Origin of the sequence: Kineococcus aridisoli, from assembly GCF_050871885.1 — a bacterium.
Classification (GTDB): Bacteria; Actinomycetota; Actinomycetes; order Actinomycetales; family Kineococcaceae; genus Kineococcus.
Genome location: NZ_JBJLSF010000002.1, coordinates 26,233 through 49,127 on the forward strand (window position 1 = coordinate 26,233; position 22,895 = coordinate 49,127).

28 protein-coding genes are annotated in these 22,895 nt (G+C 76.1%); 19 read left to right on the plus strand and 9 right to left on the minus strand.

Going from position 1 to position 22,895, the window contains the following annotated elements; genetic code table 11:
* Position 1: 1 nt before the first annotated feature.
* The 3 genes from ACRYM2_RS00810 (at position 2) to ACRYM2_RS00820 (ending at position 1,706) form a co-directional block, all read left to right on the plus strand.
* Positions 2-229: a hypothetical protein gene (locus tag ACRYM2_RS00810; protein ID WP_432519178.1), complete on the plus strand. Its 228-nt coding sequence runs from the start codon at positions 2-4 to the stop codon at positions 227-229.
* Positions 230-407: 178 nt separating this feature from the next.
* Positions 408-1,304, plus strand: coding sequence for an Lsr2 family DNA-binding protein (locus ACRYM2_RS00815; protein ID WP_432519179.1), 897 nt, complete (start codon positions 408-410; stop codon positions 1,302-1,304).
* A 150-nt stretch (positions 1,305-1,454) separates the two neighbouring features.
* Positions 1,455-1,706, plus strand: a complete 252-nt coding sequence (locus ACRYM2_RS00820) for a PspC domain-containing protein (RefSeq protein WP_432519180.1) — start codon at positions 1,455-1,457, stop codon at positions 1,704-1,706.
* A gap of 28 nt (positions 1,707-1,734) precedes the next feature.
* Here the strand turns inward: ACRYM2_RS00820 and ACRYM2_RS00825 are convergent, their stop codons facing one another.
* Positions 1,735-2,499, minus strand: coding sequence for a TIM barrel protein (locus ACRYM2_RS00825; RefSeq protein ID WP_432519316.1), 765 nt, complete (start codon positions 2,497-2,499; stop codon positions 1,735-1,737).
* Between the two features lie 101 nt (positions 2,500-2,600).
* Positions 2,601-3,698: a Gfo/Idh/MocA family oxidoreductase gene (locus tag ACRYM2_RS00830; RefSeq protein WP_432519182.1), complete on the minus strand. Its 1,098-nt coding sequence runs from the start codon at positions 3,696-3,698 to the stop codon at positions 2,601-2,603.
* A gap of 145 nt (positions 3,699-3,843) precedes the next feature.
* On the opposite strand from ACRYM2_RS00830, the gene ACRYM2_RS00835 reads away from it, so the two are divergent.
* On the plus strand, positions 3,844-4,884 hold the full coding sequence (locus ACRYM2_RS00835) for a LacI family DNA-binding transcriptional regulator (RefSeq protein ID WP_432519183.1): 1,041 nt from the start codon (positions 3,844-3,846) through the stop codon (positions 4,882-4,884).
* 50 nt (positions 4,885-4,934) lie between these two features.
* Positions 4,935-5,546, plus strand: coding sequence for a YdeI/OmpD-associated family protein (locus ACRYM2_RS00840; RefSeq protein WP_432519185.1), 612 nt, complete (start codon positions 4,935-4,937; stop codon positions 5,544-5,546).
* 62 nt (positions 5,547-5,608) lie between these two features.
* Here the strand turns inward: ACRYM2_RS00840 and ACRYM2_RS00845 are convergent, their stop codons facing one another.
* Genes ACRYM2_RS00845 through ACRYM2_RS00860 form a run of 4 tightly spaced genes read right to left on the minus strand, consistent with a single transcriptional unit; the run spans position 5,609 to position 8,906 of the window.
* Positions 5,609-6,013, minus strand: a complete 405-nt coding sequence (locus ACRYM2_RS00845; protein ID WP_432519186.1) for a universal stress protein — start codon at positions 6,011-6,013, stop codon at positions 5,609-5,611.
* Entirely contained in the window at positions 6,010-6,792 is a 783-nt protein-coding gene (locus ACRYM2_RS00850) for an ATP-binding cassette domain-containing protein (protein WP_432519187.1), read from the minus strand. The genes ACRYM2_RS00845 and ACRYM2_RS00850 overlap by 4 nt, the downstream gene beginning before the upstream one ends.
* Complete coding sequence (locus tag ACRYM2_RS00855; protein WP_432519188.1) at positions 6,789-7,811, minus strand: ABC transporter permease; 1,023 nt, start codon at positions 7,809-7,811, stop codon at positions 6,789-6,791. Before ACRYM2_RS00855 ends, ACRYM2_RS00850 begins: the two co-directional genes overlap by 4 nt.
* 42 nt (positions 7,812-7,853) lie before the next feature.
* A complete protein-coding gene (locus ACRYM2_RS00860) occupies positions 7,854-8,906 on the minus strand; it encodes a substrate-binding domain-containing protein (protein ID WP_432519189.1) in 1,053 nt (350 codons plus the stop codon).
* Between the two features lie 343 nt (positions 8,907-9,249).
* On the opposite strand from ACRYM2_RS00860, the gene ACRYM2_RS00865 reads away from it, so the two are divergent.
* The gene (locus ACRYM2_RS00865; protein ID WP_432519317.1) at positions 9,250-10,239 is read left to right on the plus strand and encodes a LacI family DNA-binding transcriptional regulator; all 990 of its coding nucleotides are present in this window, start codon (positions 9,250-9,252) and stop codon (positions 10,237-10,239) included.
* Between the two features lie 51 nt (positions 10,240-10,290).
* Here the strand turns inward: ACRYM2_RS00865 and ACRYM2_RS00870 are convergent, their stop codons facing one another.
* Positions 10,291-10,794 carry a hypothetical protein gene (locus ACRYM2_RS00870; RefSeq protein WP_432519190.1) on the minus strand — a complete coding sequence of 168 codons (504 nt, stop codon included), beginning with the start codon at positions 10,792-10,794 and terminating at the stop codon, positions 10,291-10,293.
* Positions 10,795-10,946: 152 nt separating this feature from the next.
* On the opposite strand from ACRYM2_RS00870, the gene ACRYM2_RS00875 reads away from it, so the two are divergent.
* Positions 10,947-11,714 (plus strand): alpha/beta hydrolase family protein, encoded by a 768-nt coding sequence (locus ACRYM2_RS00875; RefSeq protein ID WP_432519191.1) that lies wholly within the window; start codon positions 10,947-10,949, stop codon positions 11,712-11,714.
* Between the two features lie 27 nt (positions 11,715-11,741).
* Here the strand turns inward: ACRYM2_RS00875 and ACRYM2_RS00880 are convergent, their stop codons facing one another.
* Positions 11,742-12,731 (minus strand): DUF4862 family protein, encoded by a 990-nt coding sequence (locus ACRYM2_RS00880; RefSeq protein ID WP_432519192.1) that lies wholly within the window; start codon positions 12,729-12,731, stop codon positions 11,742-11,744.
* Between the two features lie 306 nt (positions 12,732-13,037).
* On the opposite strand from ACRYM2_RS00880, the gene ACRYM2_RS00885 reads away from it, so the two are divergent.
* The 12 genes from ACRYM2_RS00885 to ACRYM2_RS00940 all read left to right on the plus strand — a co-directional run bounded on the left by ACRYM2_RS00885 (position 13,038) and on the right by ACRYM2_RS00940 (position 21,824).
* On the plus strand, positions 13,038-13,847 hold the full coding sequence (locus ACRYM2_RS00885; RefSeq protein WP_432519193.1) for an IclR family transcriptional regulator: 810 nt from the start codon (positions 13,038-13,040) through the stop codon (positions 13,845-13,847).
* An 86-nt stretch (positions 13,848-13,933) separates the two neighbouring features.
* Complete coding sequence (locus ACRYM2_RS00890; protein ID WP_432519194.1) at positions 13,934-14,914, plus strand: C-terminal binding protein; 981 nt, start codon at positions 13,934-13,936, stop codon at positions 14,912-14,914.
* Positions 14,911-15,957 carry a zinc-dependent alcohol dehydrogenase gene (locus ACRYM2_RS00895; protein WP_432519195.1) on the plus strand — a complete coding sequence of 349 codons (1,047 nt, stop codon included), beginning with the start codon at positions 14,911-14,913 and terminating at the stop codon, positions 15,955-15,957. Before ACRYM2_RS00890 ends, ACRYM2_RS00895 begins: the two co-directional genes overlap by 4 nt.
* Positions 15,954-16,709, plus strand: a complete 756-nt coding sequence (locus ACRYM2_RS00900; RefSeq protein WP_432519196.1) for a glucose 1-dehydrogenase — start codon at positions 15,954-15,956, stop codon at positions 16,707-16,709. The genes ACRYM2_RS00895 and ACRYM2_RS00900 overlap by 4 nt, the downstream gene beginning before the upstream one ends.
* On the plus strand, positions 16,706-17,365 hold the full coding sequence (locus tag ACRYM2_RS00905) for a bifunctional 4-hydroxy-2-oxoglutarate aldolase/2-dehydro-3-deoxy-phosphogluconate aldolase (protein ID WP_432519197.1): 660 nt from the start codon (positions 16,706-16,708) through the stop codon (positions 17,363-17,365). Before ACRYM2_RS00900 ends, ACRYM2_RS00905 begins: the two co-directional genes overlap by 4 nt.
* Positions 17,366-17,385: 20 nt before the next feature.
* Positions 17,386-18,459, plus strand: coding sequence for a sugar kinase (locus ACRYM2_RS00910; RefSeq protein WP_432519318.1), 1,074 nt, complete (start codon positions 17,386-17,388; stop codon positions 18,457-18,459).
* 173 nt (positions 18,460-18,632) lie between these two features.
* The gene (locus ACRYM2_RS00915; protein WP_432519198.1) at positions 18,633-18,833 is read left to right on the plus strand and encodes a hypothetical protein; all 201 of its coding nucleotides are present in this window, start codon (positions 18,633-18,635) and stop codon (positions 18,831-18,833) included.
* Positions 18,834-19,020: 187 nt separating this feature from the next.
* Positions 19,021-19,305, plus strand: coding sequence for a hypothetical protein (locus ACRYM2_RS00920; RefSeq protein WP_432519199.1), 285 nt, complete (start codon positions 19,021-19,023; stop codon positions 19,303-19,305).
* 203 nt (positions 19,306-19,508) lie between these two features.
* A complete protein-coding gene (locus ACRYM2_RS00925; RefSeq protein ID WP_432519200.1) occupies positions 19,509-19,841 on the plus strand; it encodes a PadR family transcriptional regulator in 333 nt (110 codons plus the stop codon).
* A complete protein-coding gene (locus ACRYM2_RS00930; protein ID WP_432519320.1) occupies positions 19,841-20,230 on the plus strand; it encodes a DUF1048 domain-containing protein in 390 nt (129 codons plus the stop codon). Before ACRYM2_RS00925 ends, ACRYM2_RS00930 begins: the two co-directional genes overlap by 1 nt.
* On the plus strand, positions 20,227-21,054 hold the full coding sequence (locus ACRYM2_RS00935; RefSeq protein WP_432519202.1) for an ABC transporter ATP-binding protein: 828 nt from the start codon (positions 20,227-20,229) through the stop codon (positions 21,052-21,054). Before ACRYM2_RS00930 ends, ACRYM2_RS00935 begins: the two co-directional genes overlap by 4 nt.
* Complete coding sequence (locus ACRYM2_RS00940) at positions 21,051-21,824, plus strand: ABC transporter permease (RefSeq protein WP_432519203.1); 774 nt, start codon at positions 21,051-21,053, stop codon at positions 21,822-21,824. Before ACRYM2_RS00935 ends, ACRYM2_RS00940 begins: the two co-directional genes overlap by 4 nt.
* 19 nt (positions 21,825-21,843) lie before the next feature.
* On the opposite strand, the gene ACRYM2_RS00945 is transcribed toward ACRYM2_RS00940, so the two are convergent.
* Positions 21,844-22,845, minus strand: coding sequence for an MsnO8 family LLM class oxidoreductase (locus tag ACRYM2_RS00945; RefSeq protein WP_432519204.1), 1,002 nt, complete (start codon positions 22,843-22,845; stop codon positions 21,844-21,846).
* Positions 22,846-22,895 lie beyond the last annotated feature (50 nt).

A 22,895-nucleotide genomic window follows, 5' to 3' on the forward strand; every position in this document is an offset into this window, starting at 1 on the left:
CGTGAGCGATCCGCGCACCCTGCCCGTCCGCACCGACGCCCGCACCGACCTCCGGACCGGCGGAACCCGCCCGCGCCGCGCCACCTGGCTGTGGGTGCTGCTCGTCGTCGCCGTCGTCGTCGACCTGGTCTCCTCCGCCGGGGTGCTGCCGCCGGCGGTCGGCACCGGTTCCGGTGCGGTCGCGATCGGGTGCATCGCCGCGCTCGTCGTCGCCCGCGTGCGGCGGTGAGGACCGCGACGGCCCGGTGACCGGTGACCGGTGAGCGGTGACCGGACACCCGGGCGAGCGGGTTCGCGACCGTGCTCGCGGGCCGGGTGCGAGCGCCACCGCTTGCACCCGGTGATCGTCCTGCGTTCACTGTGACGGACGATCCCCGCCCGCGGTGCACGAGAACCGGAGTCCTGCCATGGCCACGTCCGAGCACGCCGTCTCGCTGAACACCCCGACGGCGCTCGCCGTCGGTTCCCGCGCGCTGGAGCTGCCGGTGCGGCGCGACGGCCGCCGCTACGGCGTGCTCACCGTCAGCGCCCGCGGTGTGCAGTGGAACCCCGCCACCTCCCGGCCCGCGGTCAGCGTCACGTGGGAGGAACTGCCCGCCGCCCTGAGCGCCGCAGCAGGCAGCGGTTCCGCCCCGACCGCACCCGCGCGCAAGCGTGCGGCGAAGCGCACCCCTGCGGCGCCCGTGCGGGGGAGCACCGGGGGTTCCGCCGCCCCGGCCGAGGTGGCCGCGACGGGGGGCGCGGCCGACGCACCTGCGACGGCGGGACCTGCGACGGCGGGACCTGCGACGGCGGGACCTGCGACGGCGGGTTCCGCGGGGGGTTCCGCGGAACCCGCCGCGGTCCAGCACGTGGACGGGCAGCAGTCGCTGCCGCTGGAGGGACCGGCCGACCTCGCGGGTGGGGGAACCGCTGCCCGGGCCGACGCCGGTACCGGCCCGGGAACCGGTGCCGAGCAGCAGAGCGCTCCCGCACCGGCGGCCCCCGCCGGGAACGCGGCACCGGTCCTGGACTTCGCGGGTGCGGCAGCGGGTGCGGCGGCTCCCGCGCGCACCGGCCGTCGGGCCGCGACCCGCAGGTCGGCGGTGAAGGCGCCGCCGCGCCGCGCCGGGGAGCCGGCCGCCCGGGAGGTCACCTCCGCGCCGGCCAGGGCCGTCGGTTCCACCGTGCCGGCGGCGGGGACCGACACCGCCCGCCTGGACGCGCGCGCGGTGCGCCGGTGGGCGGCGGCCAACGGCATCACCGTGCCTCCGCGCGGCCCGCTGAGCACCGCCGTCCGCGAGCAGTACCTGGCGGCGCAGTGACCGCGCAGCGCTGAACGTCCCACGACCTCGACCGGGGTCGGGTCAGGGACGGCTCAGGGTTCCTCCCCGATGCCGTCGCCCCCGCGCCGCGGGCACCCTGGGCTCATCGGGTGCGCGACCTGCGGACCCCCCAGCCAGAGGAGCACGACCGTGAACGTCCTCCACGCCCGACTCGCCCGCCAGGGACTCCTCCGCTCCGCGGACGACCGGTTGCTCGGCGGTGTCTGCGCCGGCCTCGCCCGGCGCTTCGGCATGGACCCGTGGGCGGTGCGCGCGCTGTTCATCGCCACCCTCGTCGTCGTCCCCGGCAGCCAGGTGCTCGTCTACCCGCTGCTGTGGGTGCTGATGCCCGAGGAGGGCGCGGCGGCGACCGGTCGCAGCGCCCAGCACCCCGTGGTGTGAGCTCGGGGTGCGGCTCGGGGGCGCGGGCTCAGGGGTGCGGGGCCCGCGGTGGGGTGAAGGCGTCGCGGAAGCGCCGCACGGCCAGGTGGCTGTCCTCGCGCGCCCACGCCTCCAGGGCGACGGTGCCGCGGTACCCGGCCTCGCGCAGGGCGGCGGCGACGGCGGGGTAGTGGACCTCCCCGGTGCCCGGCTCGCACCGGCCGGGCACGTCGGCGACCTGCACCTCGCCGATCCACGGCAGGCTCCGCCGCACCAGCTCCACGAGGTTCCCCTCACCGATCTGGGCGTGGTAGAGGTCCAGGTTCATCCGCAGGTGGGGGCTGCCGACCGCGGCGACCAGGGCGCGGGTGTCGGCCGCGGTGGCGAACGGGGTGCCGGGGTGGTCGACGGCGGTGTTGAGGTTCTCCAGGGTGAAGACCACGCCGTGGCGCTCCCCGAGCTCGGCGATGCGGTGCAGGGTGCGCTCGGCCGCCAGCCACATGGCCCCCGTCACCACCTCGACGGGGCGCACCGGCAGTCCCCGGCCGTCCAGACCCGTGCCGTGCAGGTTCAGGTTCGGGGTGCCCAGGGTGGCCGCGGCGGCGATGGAGCGCGCGGCGCTCGCCAGCAGGGCGTCCGCGCCGTCGGGGTCCACCAGTTCCCCGTCGACGTAGCCGGTCATCGACGTGAACCTCGCGCCGGTGGCGGCCAGCGCGGTGAGGTCCGCGCGCGTCCAGTCCCAGACCTCCACGGCGAAGCCGAGCTCGTGCAGGGTGCGCGCCCGCTGCGGCAGCGGCAGGTCGGTGAAGACCATCTCCGCGCACACCGCCAGGGTGAACCCGCCGGACGCCGCGTCCACGGCCGCGTCCACCACCGCGTCCGCCGCTCCGCCCACGGGGCCGCTCGCGTCCCCGCTCACCGCGGCACCGCCGCGCCGCTCGGGACGCCGGTGGCCGGGACGACGGGTTGGCCGGTGCGCACGGACTCGATGCACGCCATGGCGATCGCCAGCGCGCGGTGCGCGTCGCGGCCGGTGACCGCCGGGGTGCGCCGCTCGCGCACGGCCGCGGTGAACTCCTCGAACTCCCCGGTGTAGGCGTCGGCGAACAGCTCCACGTCCGAGCGCACCGTCGCGGCGTGCGAACCCGCGGCGTCGTAGCGCACCGGTGCGGTGCCGACGGGGGAGCCGACCGTCAGCATCCCGGCCGAGCCGAAGACCTCCGCGCGCACGTCGTAGCCGTAGGCGGCCGAGAAGCTGGCCTCGGCCGTGGCGATGGCCCCGTCGTCGAAGCGGATGGTCACCACGGCGGTGTCCAGCAGCCCGGCGTCCTTGAACCCCGGCGCGACCAGGGCGTCGGCGACGGCGTACACCGAGACGGGCTGCGCCCCCGGGTGCAGCCACAGCAGGGTGTCGAAGTCGTGGATCAGGGTCAGGCGGAAGATCGCCCACGGCGGGACCGCCGCGGGGTCCGCCAGGCCCGGGTCGCGCGTGACCGAGCGCAGCAGCTGCGGCGTCCCGACGAGCCCCGCTGCGAGCTGGGCGCGGGCCTGGGCGAAACCGCGGTCGAAGCGCCGGTTGAAACCGACCTGGAACGCCACGCCGGCGGCGTCGGTGGCGGCGGTGCCGCGCTGCACCTCGGCCGGGTCCATGCCGGCGGGCTTCTCGCAGAACACCGCCTTGCCGGCCGCGGCGGCCGCCTCGACGAGGCCGGCGTGCGCCTCGGTGCTCGCGGTGATCACCACGGCGTCCACGCCCGGGTCGCCCAGCACCTCGTCCGGGTCCAGCACCGCGCGGGCACCCAGCGGGGCGGCGACGGCCTCGGCGGCGCCCGGGCGCGGGTCGGCCACCGCCACCAGTCGTGCTCCCCGCACGCGCGTGCCGAGCAGCCGCGCGTGCGAGGCGCCGATCCGTCCGGCGCCGATCAACCCCACCCGCAGCGGGGCGCCGCCGCCCGCACCGCTCCCGCTGCCGCTGCCCGCACCGCTGCCGGTGTCGCCGCCGTCGCCGCTCATCCTCGCCCCGTCTCCTCGCCTAGAGCGCTCTAGGTTTAGAGCGCTCTAGGAGTGTGGACGTGCGGCGGTGCCCGGTCAAGCACCCGTTCCGCGTCCGGCGGAGGACCCGGTCCCGTGCCCGGCCGGGTGCCGGGACCGCACTAGGGTGGGCACCGCCGAGGAGGAGGGGCCGACGATGGGGGAGAAGTCCCAGCCGGTGACGATGGCCGACGTCGCCGCCCGGGCGGGCGTCTCGCGGGCGCTGGTCTCGATCGTCGTGCGCGGGGTGCCGGGTGCCAGTCCCGCCAACCGCGAGAAGGTCCTGCGGGCGGCCGCGGAACTCGACTACCACCCCGACCAGCGCGCCCGCCTGCTGGGAGCGGCCCGCAGCCGCACCCTGGGAGTGGTCCTCGACCTGCGCCAGCCCTTCCACGGGGAGCTCGTCGAAGCCCTGTACGCCGCCGTGGACCGCGACGGGCGGGCGGGCGCGGGGTGGCGGCTGGCCCTGGAACCCACGGCTCCCAGCCGGCCGGCGGCCACCGCGGTGCGTTCCCTGCTCGACCACCGCTGCGAGGCGGTGCTGCTGCTGGGCCCCACCTCACCGGCGGCGGAACTGGCGCGGCTGGCCGAACGGCTGCCCGTCGTGGTCCTGGCCCGGGCCGTCGAGGCGGTGGGGGTGGACGTGGTGCGCACCGACGACGAGGCCGGCGCCCGACTGGCCGCCGAGCACCTGCTGGCCCTGGGCCACCGGCGCCTGGCCCACCTGCACGGCGGGCGCTCCCCGGGCGCCGCCCAGCGGCGCGCCGGCTACCGCGCCGCCGTGCGCGCGGCGGGGCTGCGCGCCGAGCTGGTCGCCGGCGGGCCCGGCGAGTCCGACGGGCAGGCCGCCGCGCCGCGGCTGCTGCGCCCGGACGGGCCCACCGCGGTCCTCGCCTTCAACGACGCCTGCGCCGTCGGCCTGCTGGCCGCCGCCCGCGCCGGCGGCACCGCGGTGCCCGAGCGGCTGTCCATCGTCGGCTACGACGACAGCGCCGTCGCCGCGCTGCCGTCGGTGGCGCTGACCACCATCGGCCAGGACGCCGCCGCCCTGGCCGAGCACGCCGTCCAGCGGGCCGTCGCCCGCGCCGAGGACCTGCGCGCACCCGCCACCGAGACCGTCGTGGCCCCCCGGCTCGTCCAGCGGCGCACGACGGCACCGCCCGCCTGACCGCGGGCGGGTACCGGCTCCGTGTCGGAGGTCGCGGTTAGCGTGCCGCCGTGGCCGGGACGGAGTTGCAGGAGCTGGTCGTCGCCGACGCGCAAGCGCTGCGGGAGTGGTTGCTGGCGCACCACGCGTCCTCGCCGGGGGTCTGGCTGGCGCTGACGCGCAAGGGCGGCACGGTGACGTCCCTGACCTGGCAGCAGGCGGTCGACGAGCTGTTGTGCGTGGGGTGGATCGACGGGCAGGGCCGCAAGCGCGACGAGCAGACGTCCTCCATCCGCTGCACGCCGCGCGGTCGGCGCAGTTCGTGGTCGCAGCGCAACGTGGCGAACGTCGAGCGCCTGAGCGCGCAGGGGCGGATGACGCCTGCGGGGCTGGCGGCCGTGCGGGCGGCGCAGGCCGACGGGCGCTGGGCGGCGGCGTACCCGGCGCAGTCGCAGGCGCAGGTGCCGGCGGACCTGCTCGCCGCGATCGCCGCGGACCCGGCGGCGCAGGCGGTGTTCGAGGTGCTGACGGCGACCAACCGGTTCGCGCTGGTCCACCGCCTGGCCTCGGTGAAGCGGGCGGAGACGCGCGAGCGCAGGATCGCGCAGTTCGTGCAGATGCTGGCCCGGGGCGAGACGATCCACCCCCAGCGGGCCCGGCCGCCCTCGCCCGGGGCGTCCTGACGCCCGTCCCCGCCCGCTCCGCGCTGGGGGGAGCGGGCGGGGACGGGCGGTCAGGCGGGCGGTCAGGAGGGCGCCGGTGCCCGCACCGCGAGCACCGGGCACGGGGCGTCCAGCAGGACGCGCTGGGCGGTGCTGCCCAGCAGCGCCTTGCGGACGGGGGAGCGGCGGTGCAGGCCGACCACGACGAGCTCGGCGGCCTCGGACTCCGCGACCTCGAGGATGACCTCGGCGCTCGTGCCGCCGGCGCCGGTGCGGTGCTCGATGCGGTGCTGCACTCCCGCGGCGCTCAGCCGCTGCTGCACCGCGTCGAGGTCGACCTCGTCGGCGGCCGTGGGCCGGGTGTAGCCGGCCTCGTCGACGATGTTGACGACCACGACGGCGCACCCCCGCCAGCGCGCCTGCTGGATGGCCTCGGTGACGGCGAGGAAACCCGTGCGGTCGGGGACGTAGCCGACGACGACGCTCACGAGGGCCCCCGGGCCGGTGCGGGCGCGGGCAGCGCCCCGGTCATGATGCCGACCACCTCGTTCATCTCGTGGTCGCCGGGGCGCACGACGGCGGCCCGGCGCCCGAGCCGGTGGATGTGGATGCGGTCGGCCACCTCGAACACCGCGGGCATGTCGTGGCTGATGAGCACGACGGGGATGCCGGTGTCGCGGATGCGGCGGATGAGGTCCAGCACGCCCTGGGACTCGCGCACCCCCAGCGCGGCGGTCGGCTCGTCCATGATGACCACGCGGCGCCCGAAGGCGGCGGCCCGCGCGACGGCGACCGTCTGGCGCTGACCGCCGGAGAGGCTGTCGACGGTCTGGGTGATCGACTGCAGCGTGGTGATGCCCAGGGCGTCCATCTGCTGGCGCGCCTGCCGGCGCATCTCCTTGACGTCCAGCATCCGCAGCACCGACCCCAGCGGTCCCTTGCGCCGGATCTCCCGGCCCAGGAACAGGTTCGTCGCGATGTCCAGGGCCGGGGCCATCGCCAGGTCCTGGTAGACGGTCTCGATGCCGGCCAGCTGGGCGTCGTGCGGGCTGCGGAAGTGCACCGGGCGCCCGTCGAGCAGGACCTCCCCCGCGTCGGGGACCACGTCGCCGGACAGGACCTTGATGAGGCTGGACTTGCCGGCGCCGTTGTCGCCGATGACGGCCAGCACCTCCCCGGCCCGCAGGTCGAAGTCCGCCCCAGCCACGGCGGTGACGTGCCCGTAGCGCTTCACGATGCCCCGGGCCTCCAGGACGACTTCGCTCATCGCGCCTTCTTCCTCGTGACGGTGTCGAGCGCGACGGCCGCGATGACCAGCGCGCCGGTGACGATGTTCTGGTAGAGCGGGTCGATGCCCGCCTGGGTGAGCCCGGACTGCAGGACCAGGACGATGAGCGCGCCCAGGTAGCTGCCCAGGACGGTGCCGCGCCCGCCGAACAGGCTGGTGCCCCCGATGACGACGGCGGTGATGGTGTCCAGGTTCGCGGTCGGGAACGCGTTGGGCGAGGTCGCCGGGCTGCGACCGAAGGCCTGCAGGGCGGCCAGGGCGTAGAGGACACCGGCCAGGACGTAGACCGACAGCAGCACCCGGCGCACGTCGATGCCGGTGCGCTTGGCGGCCAGGTCGTTGTTGCCGACCGCGTACACGTGCCGCCCCCAGGCGGTGCGGGTCAGCGCGTAGTGCAGGACGACGACGCTGAGCAGGACGACGACCACGCCGGCGGTGACCTGGAACCGCCCGAGGAAGTACCCGCCCTGCGAGAGGACCGTGAGCGGTCCCTCCTCGACCAGGACGGTCTCCTTGGTGTACAGCCGTGAGGCGGCCTGCAGGATCGTCAGCAGGCCCAGGGTGACGATGAACGGCGGCAGGCCCAGGCGGGAGACGATGAGCCCGGACACCGCACCGAGCGCGGCGCACAGCACCAGGCCCACGAGCAGCGCGGCCAGCGGCCCGGAGGAACCGGCGGCCAGGCGGGCCACGACCAGCGTCCCCAGCACCATGATGGCGCCGTTGGCCAGGTCGATGCCGCCGGTCAGCACGATGAGGGTCTGCCCCAGGGCCAGGGTCCCCACGACCACCGACTGCTGCAGGATGAGCGAGAAGTTGTCGACGCTGGCGAAGTTGTCGGTGAGCAGCGAGAACACCAGGCACGCGACGACGAGCGCCGACAGCGGCCCCAGCACGGGGTTGCGGAACACGTGGTCGGCGATCGTCGCCGCCCGCGTCCCGGCCGAGTCGCGGACCAGCACCTCGCCGGTGCCGGCGGTCTTGACGGAGTCAGCCATGGACCTGCCTTCCAGTTCGAGCGGGTTCGCGGTCCCGGCGGCTCAGGACTCCCCGCCCCAGCAGTTCTCCAGGCCCCAGGCGGTGTCCTTCGCCTCCAGCCCGCCGAGCGGTTCGTCGGTGATGAGCTGCACGCCGGTGTCGATGAAACCGGTGGCGGGGACCTCCGGCTTGGTGCCGTCCTCGGCGAAGGCGACGGCGGCCTTCACGCCCTCCTCGGCCATCTTGCCGGGGAACTGCATGACGGTGGCGGCGATCTTGCCGTCCCGGACCGCCTGGACGCCGGTGCAGCCGCCGTCGATGGAGCCGACGACCGTCGAACCCGCCTTGCCGGCGTTGTTCAGCGCGGTCCAGGCGCCGATCGCGGCGGGTTCGTTGATGGTGTAGACGGCGTTGATGCCGGGGTTCTTCTGCAGCAGGTTCTCCATGGCCGTCTGGCCCTTGGCCTGGTCGCCGTTGGTGTCCTGGCGTCCGGCGATCTCCGGGCTGTCGTCGGTCAGGCCCATCCCGGTGAGGAAGCCGGCGTGGCGCTGGTCGCCGACGGAGACGCCCGGCTGCAGGTCGAGCATGGCCACGACCGGCGGGGTGGAGCCCAGCGCCGCCTTGACGTAGGCGCCCTGCTGCTCGCCCGCCAGGGTGTTGTCGGTCGCCCAGGTGGCGTCCACGCCCTCGTTGCCCTCGGTGGGGGTGTCGAGCGCGGCGACGAAGATGCCCCTGTCCTGGGCGGCCTTCAGCGTGGGCACGATCGCCTTGGAGTCGTTGGCGGTGATGAGGATGGCCTGCACGCCCGAGGCGATGAGGTTCTCCACCGCCGCGACCTGGCTGTCGTTGTCGCCGTCGGCCGTGCCGGCCTTGGCGATGAGCTCGGCCCCGGCGGCGTCCGCGGCCTCCTGGGCGGCGGCGCGCATGGACACGAAGTACGGGTTCGAGTCGGTCTTCGTCACCAGACCGATCTTGAGCGTCTCGTCGCCGCCGGAACCGGAGGTGCTGCCACCACCACCGGTCTGGGTGGCCGAGCAGCCGGCCAGGGCGGTCGGCAGCACGACGAGGGCGGCCGCGACGGCGAGGGAGCGGAGGGTGCGCTGGGAGGCGTTCACGGGGTTCCTTCCGGTGTCGCGCCGCCGGCGCCGGACGGGCGGGTGCCGGGGCGCTGGGACGGGCGCGAGCTGAGCGGGTCTACACGAGCGGTGTGCACGGCCGTGTGCACGGGCTGGACGGTCCTGGACGGGCTGTCGGCGGCGGGTCGGACGTGGCGCTCCTTCGCGACGAGCCGTTCCGCCGGCACCCGGTGCGGCCGCTGTGCCGTACCGGGTGGGCAGGACTGTAGGGCGTCGGGCAGAGGGAGGCAAGCGCTTGTCGAGGTGCGGCAAGCCCTTGCGCAAGCGCTTGTCGTCGACGACGATCGTCGCGGCACCGAGGAGGGGGGCGTCGATGGCGACGATGGCCGATGTGGCGAGGCTGGCAGGTGTGAACCCCTCGACGGTCTCGCACGTGGTGAACGGGACCCGCAGCGTCAGCGCGCCCACGCGGCGGCTGGTCCTGGACGCGATCAGCGCCACCGGCTACCGCCCCAACGCGCTGGCGCGCTCCCTGGCGACCTCGAGCACGACCACGCTCGGCCTGGCCAGCCGGTTCGTGTCCAACCCCCACTTCGCCGACCTGGTGCGCGTCATCGAGGCCCGGGCGCGGGCCGCCGGGTACACGCTCGTGCTCGCCGACACCCACGACGAGGCCGAGCAGGAACTGCGCGCGGTCGGTCAGCTCGTCGACCGGCGGGTGGACGGCGTGCTGCTCGCGCCCTCGGCCCACGCCGACGCCGGGGCGCTGCCCCTGCTGGTTTCCCGGGGGATCCCCGTCGTGCTGCTGGACCGCTTCGCCGACGCCGAGGTGGACCAGGTGGCGCCGGAGAACGTCGAGGCCACGGCCACCCTGACCGGCCACCTCGCCGACCTGGGGCACCGCCGGATCGCCTTCGTCGCGGGGGCGCCGGGCCTCAGCTCCTCCACCGAGCGCCTCGAGGGCCACCTGGGGGTGGTGGCCGCCCGCGGCCTGGACGCCGACCCCGCTCTCGTGCTGGCCGGCGGCAGCGAGGTCGACGACGCCGAGCGGGCCGTGCTCACGGCCTTCTCCGCGCCCGGGCGCCCCACCGCGGTCGTCGTGGGCAACAACGCCATGACCGTCGGCACGCTGCGCGCGCTGCGCCGCCTGGACCTGCGCGTGCCCGGCGACGTGGCGCTGGCGGCCTACGACGACCCGGAGTGGGCCGACATCGTCGAACCGCGGCTGACCACGATCGCCCAGGACGTGCCGGCGATGGCGCGCCGCGCGGTGGAGCTCGTCCTGGAGCGGGTGCTCACCCCGGACGCGCCCGCCCGCCGCGAGCGCATCGTCCCCGCCTTCCGCCACCGCACCTCCTGCGGCTGCGGCTGAGGCCGCCGCCGGGATCGGCGAGGTGGGTGCGCAGCCGCCGGGAGCGCCCGGTCACCAGCCCACGTACCGCACCAGGACCGGGCGCTCGTGCCGGCCGGAGGTCGACCTGGAGGGGTCCCGGTCGTCGACGGCGTGCTGGACCTGCGCCGTGCCCAGTTCCCAGGTGCGCGCGGGGGTGAAGGGCATCGACGTCCCGCGGCCGAGCACGAACCTCTCGGTGTGCCGGCCACCGTCGCAGGTGATCTGCTGGTGCTCGCGCTGGAAGACCCCCACGGACGGCGTCTGCACGCCCAGGGACATCCGCACGTCCACCGTGGTGGTCAGGGGCGCGCACCGGTAGGTGACGTCGACGACCCCCTCGTCCAGCTGGCCGCCGCCGGGGGTCTGCGGTTCGGTGAGCCGGTAGCGCATCAGGGGGCTGACGTGCGTGATCGTCAGGCTGCCGGGTTCCGGGGGCCTCTGCCAGGGCCAGCCGTGCGCCGCTGCGCCGGCCGGGGTGGCACCGAGGAGCACCAGGGCCGCGGCACCGGCCAGGGTTCCCGCGATCCTTCTCATCCCCGAACGCTACGCCTGGTGCGTCCGTCACGACAGGGCGCGAACTGCTCGCTCCGGCGTCCTCGCCCGGTCACGTCGGCGCGTGCGACGTCGAGCGCGGCGAGGTCGGTACGGTGCGGTGAGCCCCTCGGGGCGAGGAGGAGGGGGGACCCGTGGCCGAGCGCGTCACGTTCGAGAGCACCACCGGGCACCGGCTGGCGGGGTTGCTGGACCTGCCCGAGGGCACCGCGCGCGGGTGGGGGGTGTTCGCGCACGGGTTCACCCTGGGCAAGGACTCCCCGGCCGCGGCGCGCATCTGCAAGGGGCTGGCGGCCGAGGGCATCGGGATGCTGCGCTTCGACAACCTCGGCCTGGGGGATTCCGAGGGGGACTGGGGCGACGGTTCCTTCACCCGCAAGGTGTCCGACACCGTGCTGGCCGCGCGGTTCCTGGCCGCGCGGGGCAGCGCACCGGACCTGCTGGTGGGCCACTCCTTCGGCGGCGCCGCCGTGATCGCCGCGGCCGAGCACGTCGAGGGGTTGAAGGCCGTCGTCAGCATCGGCGCGCCCTCGCAGCCGCGGCACGTGGAGCACAACTACGACGCGCTCGTGGAGCGGGTGATGGCCGAGGGCCACGCGGAGTGGATGGTGGGGGGCCGTGCCCTGACGCTGAAGCGGGCGTTCGTGGAGGACGTGCGCGCCGCGGACCTGCGCCGGCACGTGCGCCGGCTGCGGGTGCCGCTGATGGTGATGCACTCGCCGACGGACGCGACGGTGGGCATCGAGAACGCCAGCGCCATCTTCAAGGCGGCCTCGCACCCGCGCAGCTTCGTGGCGCTCGAGGGCAGCGACCACCTGCTGGTGGCACCGGGGCAGGCCCGGCGGGCGGCGCGGATCGTCAGCGCGTGGGTGGACCAGTACCTCCAGCAGGCTCCGGCCTGATCCGCGCGCGCCGGGGCGGGCAGCGGCTCACACCAGCGCGCGGGCCTGCTCGACGAGGGCGAGGCAGGCCCGGGCGACGGCGAGCCGGGTGGCCACGTCGGCGTCCTCGGGCCGCACCGCCACCTTCAGCCCGACGTGGGGCACGTCCCCGGCGGCGCGCAGCGCCTCGAGGACCTCCTCGGGGCCGAGCAGGGAGGGTGCGGAGATCGCCAGGGCAGGGTCGTCGCCGCGCGGGGGGATGTGCGTGTCGGCCCACGCGGGGGACCAGGGGGACTCCTCGCCGGTGGCGCCGGAGAACACCACCGAGCGCAGCAGCCCCTCGGCGGCCAGGGTGCGGACGTGCTCCAGCGCGAGCGCGGGGCCGCGGCCCTCGATGGCCGAGCGGCCCCAGTTGAAGCCCGTGCCGAGCCGGTCCGCCGGCAGGCCGAACCCCTGCACCAGCGCGATCTCCTCCTCCAGCGGCCAGAACCCCTTCGCGGGGGTGCGGCCCGGCACCAGGGCGTCGCAGTGCTCCAGGACCACCTCGGCGCCGGCGAGGTCCCAGGACAGCACCTCCTCCAGCGAACGGGCCAGCGCGTCCAGCGAACCGGCGCGCGGCCCCGGGGCGCTGTGCAGCTCGATGCCCACGACGCGGCGGCGGCCGGAGCCGTCGGCCAGCGAGAGCGCCAGGTCGCGGGCGCGGGCGACGTCCGCCAGGGCGCGGGCGCGGGCGCCGGGGTCCGTGGAGGACAGCCCGTAGGCCGGGTCGGTGGTCAGCCGCGGCACCACCGTGGGCACGAGGCTGACGAGCAGGTCCCACTCGGGGCGGACGTTGCGCTCCAGCCAGCCCGGCTCCAGGCTGCGGCTCCCCTCGGGGGGCAGGGCGTGCTCCAGGCCCGCGACGCCGAGGTCGGCCAGGCCCGCGAAGAGCTCCTCCTCCCCGGCCGGGTCGGCGGGGGCCAGCATGTAGCCCGCCACCAGGGTTCCCCGGCGGGCCGGGTCCTGCGCCGGGTCCGCGCCGGGCGTGGGCTCGCTCATGGTTCCTCCGTCGTCGCCGTGGTCGTCGCCGTGGTCGTCGTCGTGGTCGTCGTCGTGGTCGTCGTCGTGGTCGTCGTCGTGGGTCGGCGCTCCGGCGCGCCCCTTGACGTCGTCCCGGACCGTATCTAGGTTTTCCGTCCAGCGAAACAGCGTTCCACCGCAGGTGCCCCGGGATCCGCCGACGGACGTGGACGTCCGCTCGACCCCCGCGCACCTCCCGACCACCGCACCACCCCACCCGGCCTGCACCACCTGGAGCGCCCGGTCCGTCCGGGCGCGAGGCAGCAGTTGAGGAAGGAGCCGCTCGTGCGGGGAACCACGGCGACCGGGGCGGTGCGCGCGGCGCAGGACGGCGTGGAGGCTCCCCGCGCCGCGGCGGCCAACGCCAGCGAGAAGACCCTCCTCGTGCTGGAGGCCGTCCTGGAGAACTCCCGCTTCACGGACGTGGTGGAGGCGACTGGCCTGGCCAAGGCCACGACCCACCGCATCCTGGCCACCCTGGTGCACCGGGAGTTCGTCACCCTGACCGCGGACGGTTCCTACCTGCCCGGGCCCAAGGTGCTGGCCCTGGCGGGGCGGGCGCTGCAGCGCATCGACATCTCGGCGATCGCGCAGCCCTTCGTCGACGAGCTCGTCGACCGCGTGCACTGCACCGTGCACGTGGGCGTCGCGAACGGCGACGAGATCGTCTACCTGATCCGCGCCGACTCCGACAAGCCCTACCAGATGCCGTCCCGGGTCGGGCACGCGATCCCGCTGCACACCTCCGGGATCGGCAAGGTGGTCCTCGCCGGGCTCACCGACGAAGGGGTGGAGCGCTACGCCGCCCGGACCGGGTTGCCGGCGCGCACCGCGCACACCCTCACCACGGTGGAGGCGCTGGCCGCGGAGCTCGCCGAGGTGCGCCGCCGCGGCTACGCCGTGGACCGCGAGGAGAACGTGCCCGGCGTCGCCTGCGTGGCCGCGCCGGTGCACGACCACACCGGCACCGTCCGGTACGGGCTGAGCATCTCCACCCTGACCCTCGAGCACAGCCTCGCCCAGGTCGAGGCGATGTCGGCCGACGCCGTCGCGACGGCCGCCCGGCTGTCCGCCGCCCTCGGCCACGTCGGCTGACCCGCCGACGCCACCCACCCGGACCAGGAGAGACCCGTGGCACCCACCGGCCCCCCGCGCAGCGCAGCGGCCCCGAGGAGGACCCCGTGAAGATCGTCATCACCGACTGCGACCACGACTCCCTCGCCGAGGAGCAGGCGGTGGCGGACGCCGCCGGAGCCGAGCTCGTCCTGTCCCCCTCGGGCGCCGCGGAGGACGTCGTGGCCGCCGCCGCCGGCGCCGACGGCCTCGTCGTGCAGTACGCCCGCATCGACGCCGACCTCCTCGACGCGCTGCCCACCGTGCGCGCCGTCGGCCGCTACGGGGTGGGCGTCGACACCGTCGACGTCGCCGCCTGCACCGCCCGCGGCGTCGCGGTCTGCAACGTGCCCGACTACGGCACCGAGTCGGTCTCCGACCACGCGATCGCCCTGGCGCTGGCGGCGGCCCGCCGCATCGCGTGGATGGACCGCGGGGTGCGCGAGGGCAGCGGCGGGCTGGCCCCGGTGCGCCCGCTGCACCAGTTCGGCGGGCGCGTCTTCGGCGTCGTCGGCCTGGGCCTCATCGGCGCCGCCACCGCCCGCAAGGCCGCCGGCCTCGGCTACCGCGTCGTCGCGAGCGACCCCCGCCACCGGCCGGGGACGGACGTCGGCGGCGTGGAGGTCCTCGCCCTCGACGACCTCCTCGCGCAGGCGCACGTGGTCTCCCTGCACGTCCCGCTCACCGAGGCCACCCACCACCTGCTCGGCGCCGCGGAGCTGGCCCGGATGCGCCCGGACGCGGTCGTGGTGAACACCAGCCGCGGCGCGGTGCTCGACACCGCAGCGCTGGCCGACGCGCTGGGCGCCGGCCGGCTGCACGGAGCCGGCCTGGACGTCTTCGAGGAGGAGCCGCTGCCGCCGGGCCACCCGCTCACCCGCCTCGACACCGCCGTCCTGACCCCGCACCTGGCCTGGTACTCCGAGGAGTCCTACGGGGAGCTGAAGCGCCGCACCGTGCAGAACGTCGTCGACGTCTGCGCCGGCGGGCGCCCCGCGAACGTGCTCAACCCCGAGGTGCTGGACGCGGCCGCGGAGCGTGCCCGGTGACGGCCGCCCCCACGGCCGCGGTCTGGGAGGGCCCCGACGTCGTCCGCCCCGCCCACCTGCCCGCCCCCGAGGTCCCCGACGGCTGGGCGCTGCTCGACGTGGCCTGCAACGGCATCTGCGGCAGCGACCTGTCCATCCTGCACGGCACCCACCCCCGGGCGGCGGCGCCGCTGGTGATGGGGCACGAGGTCTCCGGCTGGGTCGCGCGGGCCGGTGCCACCGGCCCGCGCGAGGGAGCGCTCGTGGCCGTCGAACCCCTCATCAGCTGCGGGCGCTGCCGCGCCTGCCGCACCGGCGCCGCGCACGTGTGCTCCCGGCTGGGCCTGTTCGGCATCGACGCCCCCGGCGGCCTGGCCACCCAGCTCGCCGTGCCGCCGGACCGCCTGCACGAGCTGCCGGGCACGGTCGACCCGCGCACCGCCGCCCTCGTCGAACCGCTGGCCGTGGCCGTGCACGCGGTGTCGCTGTCCGGCATGGAGCGCGGTGACGTCGTCTCCGTCCAGGGCGCCGGGCCGATCGGCCTGCTCACCGCCCTGGTGGCGCGCGCCGAGGGCGCCGGGACAGTCGTCGTCACCGAACCCGGGCCCTGGCGCCGCGAGGTCGCCCGCGGCTTCGGCCTGCGCGTCGCCGCCGACGGGGAGGAGCTGACCGCCGTCCTGGACGAGCTGACCGGCGGCGAGGGCGCCGACACGACCTTCGACACCGCCGCCCACCCCTCGGTCGCGGCGCGGCTCAGCTCCACCACCCGCGTGCTCGGCCGCGTCGTCGTGGTCGGCGTCTACAAGCAGCCCACCCCGCTGGACCTGCAGGGCGTCTGCTTCCGCGAGCAGTCGCTGCAGGGCGTGCGCGTCTACACCAGCGCCGACGTGCGGCGCGCGGTGCAGCTCGTCGCCGACGACGCGCTCGGCCTGGCCGCCTTCCCCACGACGGTGTTCGCCCTGGCCGACGTGGCGCGGGCCTTCGACGCCGCCGCCTCCGGCAGCGACTGCCTCAAGGTCCTCGTGACACCCCGCCCGGAACTGCTGGAGGATCGGACCGCATGAGCGACCCCTTCGACCTCACCGGCCGCACGGCCGTCGTCACCGGCGGCGGGCGCGGCCTCGGCCTGGGCATCTCCGCCTCGCTGCTGCGGGCCGGCGCCGACGTCGTCGTCCTCGGCCGCAGCGCCCCCGCCGCCGAGCTCGCGCAGGAGGCGGCCCGCTGCGGTCGGCGCCTGGTCCACCACGGCGTCGACCTGGGCGACGCCGCCGCGGTCGCGGCCACCGCGGCCGCCGTCCTGGCCGAGCACCGCGTCGACGTCCTGGTCAACAACGCCGGCACCCAGGAGCGCCACCCGGCGGTCGAGTTCCCCCTCGACGCCTTCGACCGGGTCCTGGACGTGAACCTGCGCGCGGTCTTCCAGCTCTGCCAGCTCTTCGGCGCACCCATGCTGGAGCGCGGCGAGGGCCGCGTGGTCAACATCGCCTCCCTGCTCTCCTTCCAGGGCGGGGTGACCGTGCCCGCCTACGCGGCCAGCAAGGGCGCGGTGGCGCAGCTGACGAAGGCGCTGTGCAACGAGTGGGCCGGGCGCGGGGTCGGCGTGAACGCGGTGGCCCCCGGGTACATGGCCACCGACATGAACGAGGCGCTGCTGGCGGACCCGGTCCGCCGCGAGCAGCTGTCCGTGCGCATCCCCGCCGGCCGGTGGGGGACGCCGCAGGACGTGGGCGACGTCGTCGTCTTCCTGGCCTCCCCGGCGGCCGCGTACGTGCACGGGCACGTCCTCGCCGTCGACGGCGGGTGGCTGGCCCGGTGACCCGAGGACCCGAACCCCTGGAGGCCCCGCCCGTGGACGTCCTCGACCGCGTCACCGCGGCCCGCCTCGTGCCCGTCGTCGTCCTCGACGACGCCGCCGCGGCAGGCCCCCTGGCCGACGCCCTCGTCGCCGGCGGCCTGCCCGTCGCCGAGGTCACCTTCCGCACCCCGGCCGCCGCCGACGCGGTGCGGGCCATGGCCGACCACGGCGGGGTGCTCGTCGGCGCCGGGACCGTCCTGACCCCCGCCCAGGTCGACCGGGCCGTCGCCGCCGGTGCGGCGTTCGTGGTCAGCCCGGGCCTGGACCGGGCCGTCGTGGAGCGCTGCCGCGAGCACGGGGTGGCGGTCCTGCCCGGCGCCGTCACCGCCACCGAGGTGCAGGCCGCGCTCGCGCTGGGCCTGTCCACCGTGAAGTTCTTCCCGGCCGCCACCTCGGGAGGGCCGGCCGCGGTCCGGGCGCTGTCCGCCCCCTTCGCCGACGTGCGGTTCGTCCCGACCGGCGGCATCGGCCCCGACGACCTCGGGCGCTGGCTGGAGGTGCCGAGCGTGCTCGCCGTCGGCGGGTCGTGGATGGTCCCGCGCGAGCGCATCGCGGCCGGCGACTTCGACGCCGTCCGGGAGCTGACGGCCCGCGCGGTCGTCCTGGCGGCGCGGTGAGCGGCGAGGCGGGCGCCCCGGTGAGCGGCGAGGCGGGCGGCCCGGTGCAGCTGCGGGCGGCCGGGGACTGCCGCTACGACCTGGTCTCCCTCGGGGAGGTGATGCTGCGCTTCGACCCCGGTGAGGGGCGCATCCGCACCGCCCGGCGCTTCGAGGTCCACGAGGGCGGCGGGGAGTACAACGTCGCCCGCGGGCTGCGCCGCTGCTTCGGCGCCCGCACCGCGGTCGTCACGGCGCTCGCCGAGAACGAGGTCGGCCGGCTCGTGGAGGACCTCGTCCTCACCGGCGGGGTCGACACCTCCCTGGTCCGGTGGGTCCCCGCGGACGGAGCGGGCCGCACCGTGCGCAACGGGCTGAACTTCGTGGAGCGGGGTTTCGGCGTCCGCCGCTCGGTGGGCGTCTCGGACCGGGGCGGCACGGCGGTCAGCCGCCTGGCGCCGGGGGACGTCGACTGGGACGACCTCTTCGGCGTCCAGGGGGTCCGCTGGTTCCACACCGGCGGGATCTTCGCGGCGCTCTCGGAGAGCACCGCCGCGCTCGCCGCGGAGGCGCTCGCCGCCGCCCGCCGGCACGGGACGACCACCTCCTACGACCTGAACTACCGCCCCAGCCTGTGGGCCGGCCGCGGCGGGGCGCAGGCCGCCCAGGAGCTGAACCGCCGCCTCGTCGAGCACGTGGACGTCCTCGTCGGCGCCGGCCTGGCGGGGCTGCCCGGCGACGGCGGCGACCCGCGCGAGCGGGTCCTGCGCGACGCCGCGGACAACCCCGGCCTGCGCGTGGTCGCCACCACGCGCCGGCGGGTGGTCTCCGCCTCGCTCAACGACTTCGGCGCCCTCGCCTGGTCGGCCTCCACCGGGGTGGTCGAGGGGCCCGACCTGCGCGACCTCGCCGTGCTGGACCGCATCGGCAGCGGCGACGCGTTCACCGCGGGGCTCGTGCACGGGCTGCTGAGCGGGCAGGGGCTGCAGCGGGCCGTGGACCTCGGGGTCGCGCACGGGGCCCTGGTCATGACCACCCCCGGCGACTCCTCGGCCGCGTCGGCCGCCGACGTGGAGGCGCTCCTGGCCTCGGGGGACGCCTCCGTGTCCAGGTGAGGGCGACCGCGCCGCCGGCGAGCACCTGCCGCCGGCGGCGCGGCTCCGCTGGCCGAGGTGCCGGTGCGCTCCTACCGTTGGAGGTCGGGGTCCGCTGCCCGGCCGTCCTCGCGACCGGGGCGTGGGCGACCGCAGTCGGCAGCATCGCTCGCGAGCGCAGCAGCGGAGGCGTCATGGTCCAGCGGTCCCGCTCCAAGGCACCGGCCAGTGCCCTGCAGGGGGCTCTCAGCATCATGATCTTCCTCGAGGTGGCCGCCGTCACCGGCGTGGTCCTGGGGCACGTGCTGCACAGCTACCTCCTGGGCGCCGCTCCCGCCGTCCTCATCGCCGCGGCCGTCACGGGGACCTGCGCGTGGGTGCGCCGGCGCCAGTGAGCCGCACCCCGCGGCACGCCCGCGGGCGTGCCGGCGACCCCGCCCGTACAGCGCGCGTTCGCCCGGGCACCGCCCCGGCGTCGCCGTCCGGTGGGCGCCGGGGTGGACCCTGGCGGCCGGGGAGCGCCCGGGCCGGGCGGCCCTGATCGGCGGAGCGGCGAGTGCTGGGGGCGGACGGGTGATCTCGGTGGAGCACGGCGCGCTCGCGGCCCTGGTCGTCCTCACCGTGGTGGTGGGCTTCGTCCGGTTGTGGAGCGACGTGCGCAGCGAGCTCTCCCGCTCCGACGGCGGGGCCGACGGCTCCGTCCCCCGCGGTGGCGGCACCCGCTCCGGGCGCCCTGCGACCGCTGATCCGCTGGACGGCGGTGACGGCGAGGGCGTGCTCGTGGTGGGGCGGCGGGCCGTGCGCGGGCCGGCCGCTGCGAGCGGTGCCCGCGTCCCCCGCCAGGGTGGCCCCAGCGCCCGGTCCTGACCCGCCCGGACCGTCCCGCCGATCCTTCCCGCAGGGGGAGTGGAGCGTCCTCCCGCTGCGTCCCCGCGCCGTCCCGCTGCCGTCCTGCTGCCGTCGCCTCCCGCGCGGTCCTCTGCCTGAGAGGTATTGCGCTCCCGGTACTCAACGCTACTATCTACTGGTAGTCAGTGACGTTGAATACCGGCGGGTCGGGGCGGGGGATCGTGGCGAAGCTGATCACGGAGATGCTCAAGGGAACCCTGGAGGGCATCGTGCTGGCGATCCTGGCCGGCCGCCCCGCGTACGGGTACGAGATCACCGCCCACCTGCGCGAGCAGGGGTTCGACGACATCGCGGAGGGCACGATCTACGCCCTCCTCGTGCGCGTGGAGCAGCGCGGTCTGGTCGACGTGCAGAAGGTCGCCTCCCAGAAGGGACCGCCGCGCAAGGTCTACTCCCTCAACGCCGCCGGCCGCGAGTACCTCGAGGAGTTCTGGAACACCTGGACCTTCCTCTCACGACGACTGGACCAGCTCCGGAAGGACGGGACGCAGTGATGGCGAGGAACCTCGTCGAAGCGCTCACCGGCGCGTTCGAGGACAAGAAGCGCTGGAGGGCGTACAAGACGCGCACCAGGGCGTTGCCGCAGGAGCACCGCTCCGCCGTCGAGGCGGTCGAGCGGTACCTGCTGCGCTCGGGGGACGCCCCCGTCGACGGCGGCCGGGCGGCCACGATGTTCGAGGACCTGGCGGACCTGTTCGAGCAGGCGGCCGCCGACGGCACGCCGGTGCGCGACGTCGTCGGCGAGGACCCCGTCGAGTTCGTCGAGGCCTTCGTGGCGACGTACTCCGACGGCGGCTGGATCGCCCGGGAACGCGGACGCCTGCGGCGCGCGATCGACCGCGCCGCAGGCGGACCGGTCGCGGGGGAGGTGCGGGACGCATGAGCCCCGCGGCCATCCGGGTGCGCGGTCTGGAGAAGTCCTACCAGATCCTGCGCGTGCTGCGGGGCGTCGACTTCGACGTCGAGCGGGGGAGCGTCTTCGCCCTGCTCGGCTCCAACGGGGCGGGCAAGACCACCCTCGTCAAGATCCTGGCGACCCTGGTGAAGGCCGACGCCGGCACGGCCAGCGTCGCCGGGCACGACGTCGTGAGCGGCGCCGACGAGGTCCGCGAGGCGATCAGCCTCACCGGGCAGTTCGCCGCGGTCGACGACAAGCTCAGCGGCCGCGAGAACCTGGTGCTCGTCGCCCGGCTGCGCCACCAGCCGGGACCCCGCGCGATCGCCGACCGCATGCTCGAGCGCTTCTCGCTCACCGAGGCCGGTCGGCGCAAGGTCGCCACCTACTCCGGCGGCATGCGCCGCCGGCTGGACATCGCGATGAGCCTCGTCGGTGAACCGTCGGTCGTCTTCCTCGACGAGCCGACGACCGGCCTCGACCCGCAGGCGCGCAACGAGGTGTGGGCGGCCGTCAGGGAACTCGCCGCGCAGGGCACGACCGTGGTGCTCACCACCCAGCACCTGCAGGAGGCCGAGCAGCTCGCCGACCGCATCGCCATCCTGCACGGGGGGCGCATCCTGGTGGACGGCACGCTGGAGGAACTGGAACGGCTGCTGCCGGCCGTGGAGGTCGAGCGCGTCGAGCGGCGCCCCGACCTCGAGAAAATCTTCCTCGCGCTCACCGGCGCGAACTCCCCGGCCGACGGGAACCCCGCCGCCGGGAACTCCAGCGACGGGAACTCCGCCCGGAAGGGACCGGTGACGAGGTGAGCAAGCGGTTCCTCGTCGACACGGCCGTGCTGACCGGCCGTTCGCTGCAGCACGTCCTGCGCAGCCCGGACACGATCATCACCACCGTGCTCATGCCGATCGCCTTCCTGCTGCTGTTCGTCTTCGTGTTCGGCGGCGCCATCGACACCGGGTCGGGCTCCGGTGAGGGCGACTACACGCGCTACCTGCTGCCCGGCATCCTGCTCATCACCGTGGCGTCGGGGATCTCCTACACGGCCTACCGGTTGTTCCTCGACGTGCAGAGCGGCATCTTCGAGCGCTTCCAGTCCATGCCGATCGCCCGCTCGGCGGTGCTGTGGGCGCACGTGCTCACCTCGCTGGTGGCCAACCTGATCTCCCTCGCGGTGGTGGTCGCCGTGGCGTTCGCCATCGGCTTCCGCACCGGGGCCGGCCCGGGCGGCTGGCTCGCCGTGGTCGGGATCGTCGTCCTGTTCACGCTCGCGCTGACCTGGCTGGCCGTGAACCCGGGTCTGACCGCCTCGTCGGTGGAAGGCGCCAGCGCCTTCAGCTACCCCCTGGTCCTCCTGCCGTTCCTCAGCTCCGCGTTCGTGCCCACGGCCTCCATGCCCGGCCCCGTGCGCTGGTTCGCCGAGCACCAGCCGGTGACCCCCGTCGTCGACACCCTCCGGGCGCTGTTCGACCAGCGGCCGGTCGGCGGCGAGATCTGGACCGCGCTCGCCTGGTGCGTGGGGGTCCTCGTCCTCGCCCACGTCCTGGCGGTGAGGACCTACCGCCGCAAGCTCGGCTGATGCCGGGGCGGGGAGCACCTCACCCGAGCAGCGCGTCGGCCAGGCGCGCGTCGGACTCCGCCTGCAGGTCCGGCTCGTGCACGGTCGTGGCGACGAGGAGCTCCGCGGCCCCCAGTCGCTCCAGCAGGTCGCCGACCTGCCGGCGCACCTGCGCCTCGGTGCCGACGACGGCCTGCGCGAGGACCGCGTCCACGGTGCGGCGCTCGCGGGCGCTGAGGGCGGCCAGGTCGACGTCGCCGGGGGCGGGCAGCGGCGGGAACTCCCCGCGGGTGCGCGAGACCGCCAGCGACCACGCCTGCGGCAGCAGCTCGCGCCGGGCCGCGGCCGGGTCGTCGGCGACGAGCACGTCGGCCAGCACCGCCACGCGCGGGCCGCCGTGGCCGCGGTCGACGAAGCGCTCCCGGTACTGCGCCAGCCGTGCCGGCTCGTCCAGCACCGGTCCGCCCACGACGACGGGCAGCCCCAGCTGCGCGGCGGTGAGCAGGCCCGCGCCGGTGGCCAGCACCGTGACCGGCGGCGCCGGCACGTGCGGGCGGACGGTCACCGGCGCCCGCCCGTGCAGCAGGTCCAGCAGCTCGGTCAGGGCCGTCGTGAACTCGTGCGCGTCGCTGCCGCCGGCGCGCAGCGCCGCCCGGACGGGGGCGGTGAAACCGGCCGAGCGCCCCACCCCGAGGTCCACGCGCCCCGGGCGCAGGGCCTGCAGGACGGCGAACTGCTCCGCGACCACCAGCGGCACGTGGTTGGGCAGCATCACGCCGCCAGAGCCGATCCGCAGCGCCGAGGACGGCTCCAGGGCCGCGGCGACGGCGCCCAGCAGCACCGCCGGTGCCGGGCCGACGACGCCGGGGACCGCGTGGTGCTCGGCCACCCAGAAGCGGTGGTGGCCCAGCGCCTGCGCGCGCACCGCGCGCTCGACGGTGGCCCGGACCGCGGCGGCGTCGTCGCCGGGTCCGCCGCCGGGCGGAGCGGTGGCGCGGGTGCGGTCCAGCAGCGACAGGGCGGGCGGGGCGGGTGCGGGCATGGTGGCAGGTGCAACACCGGGCGCGAGCGGCTGCATCCCGCCCGCCGCTC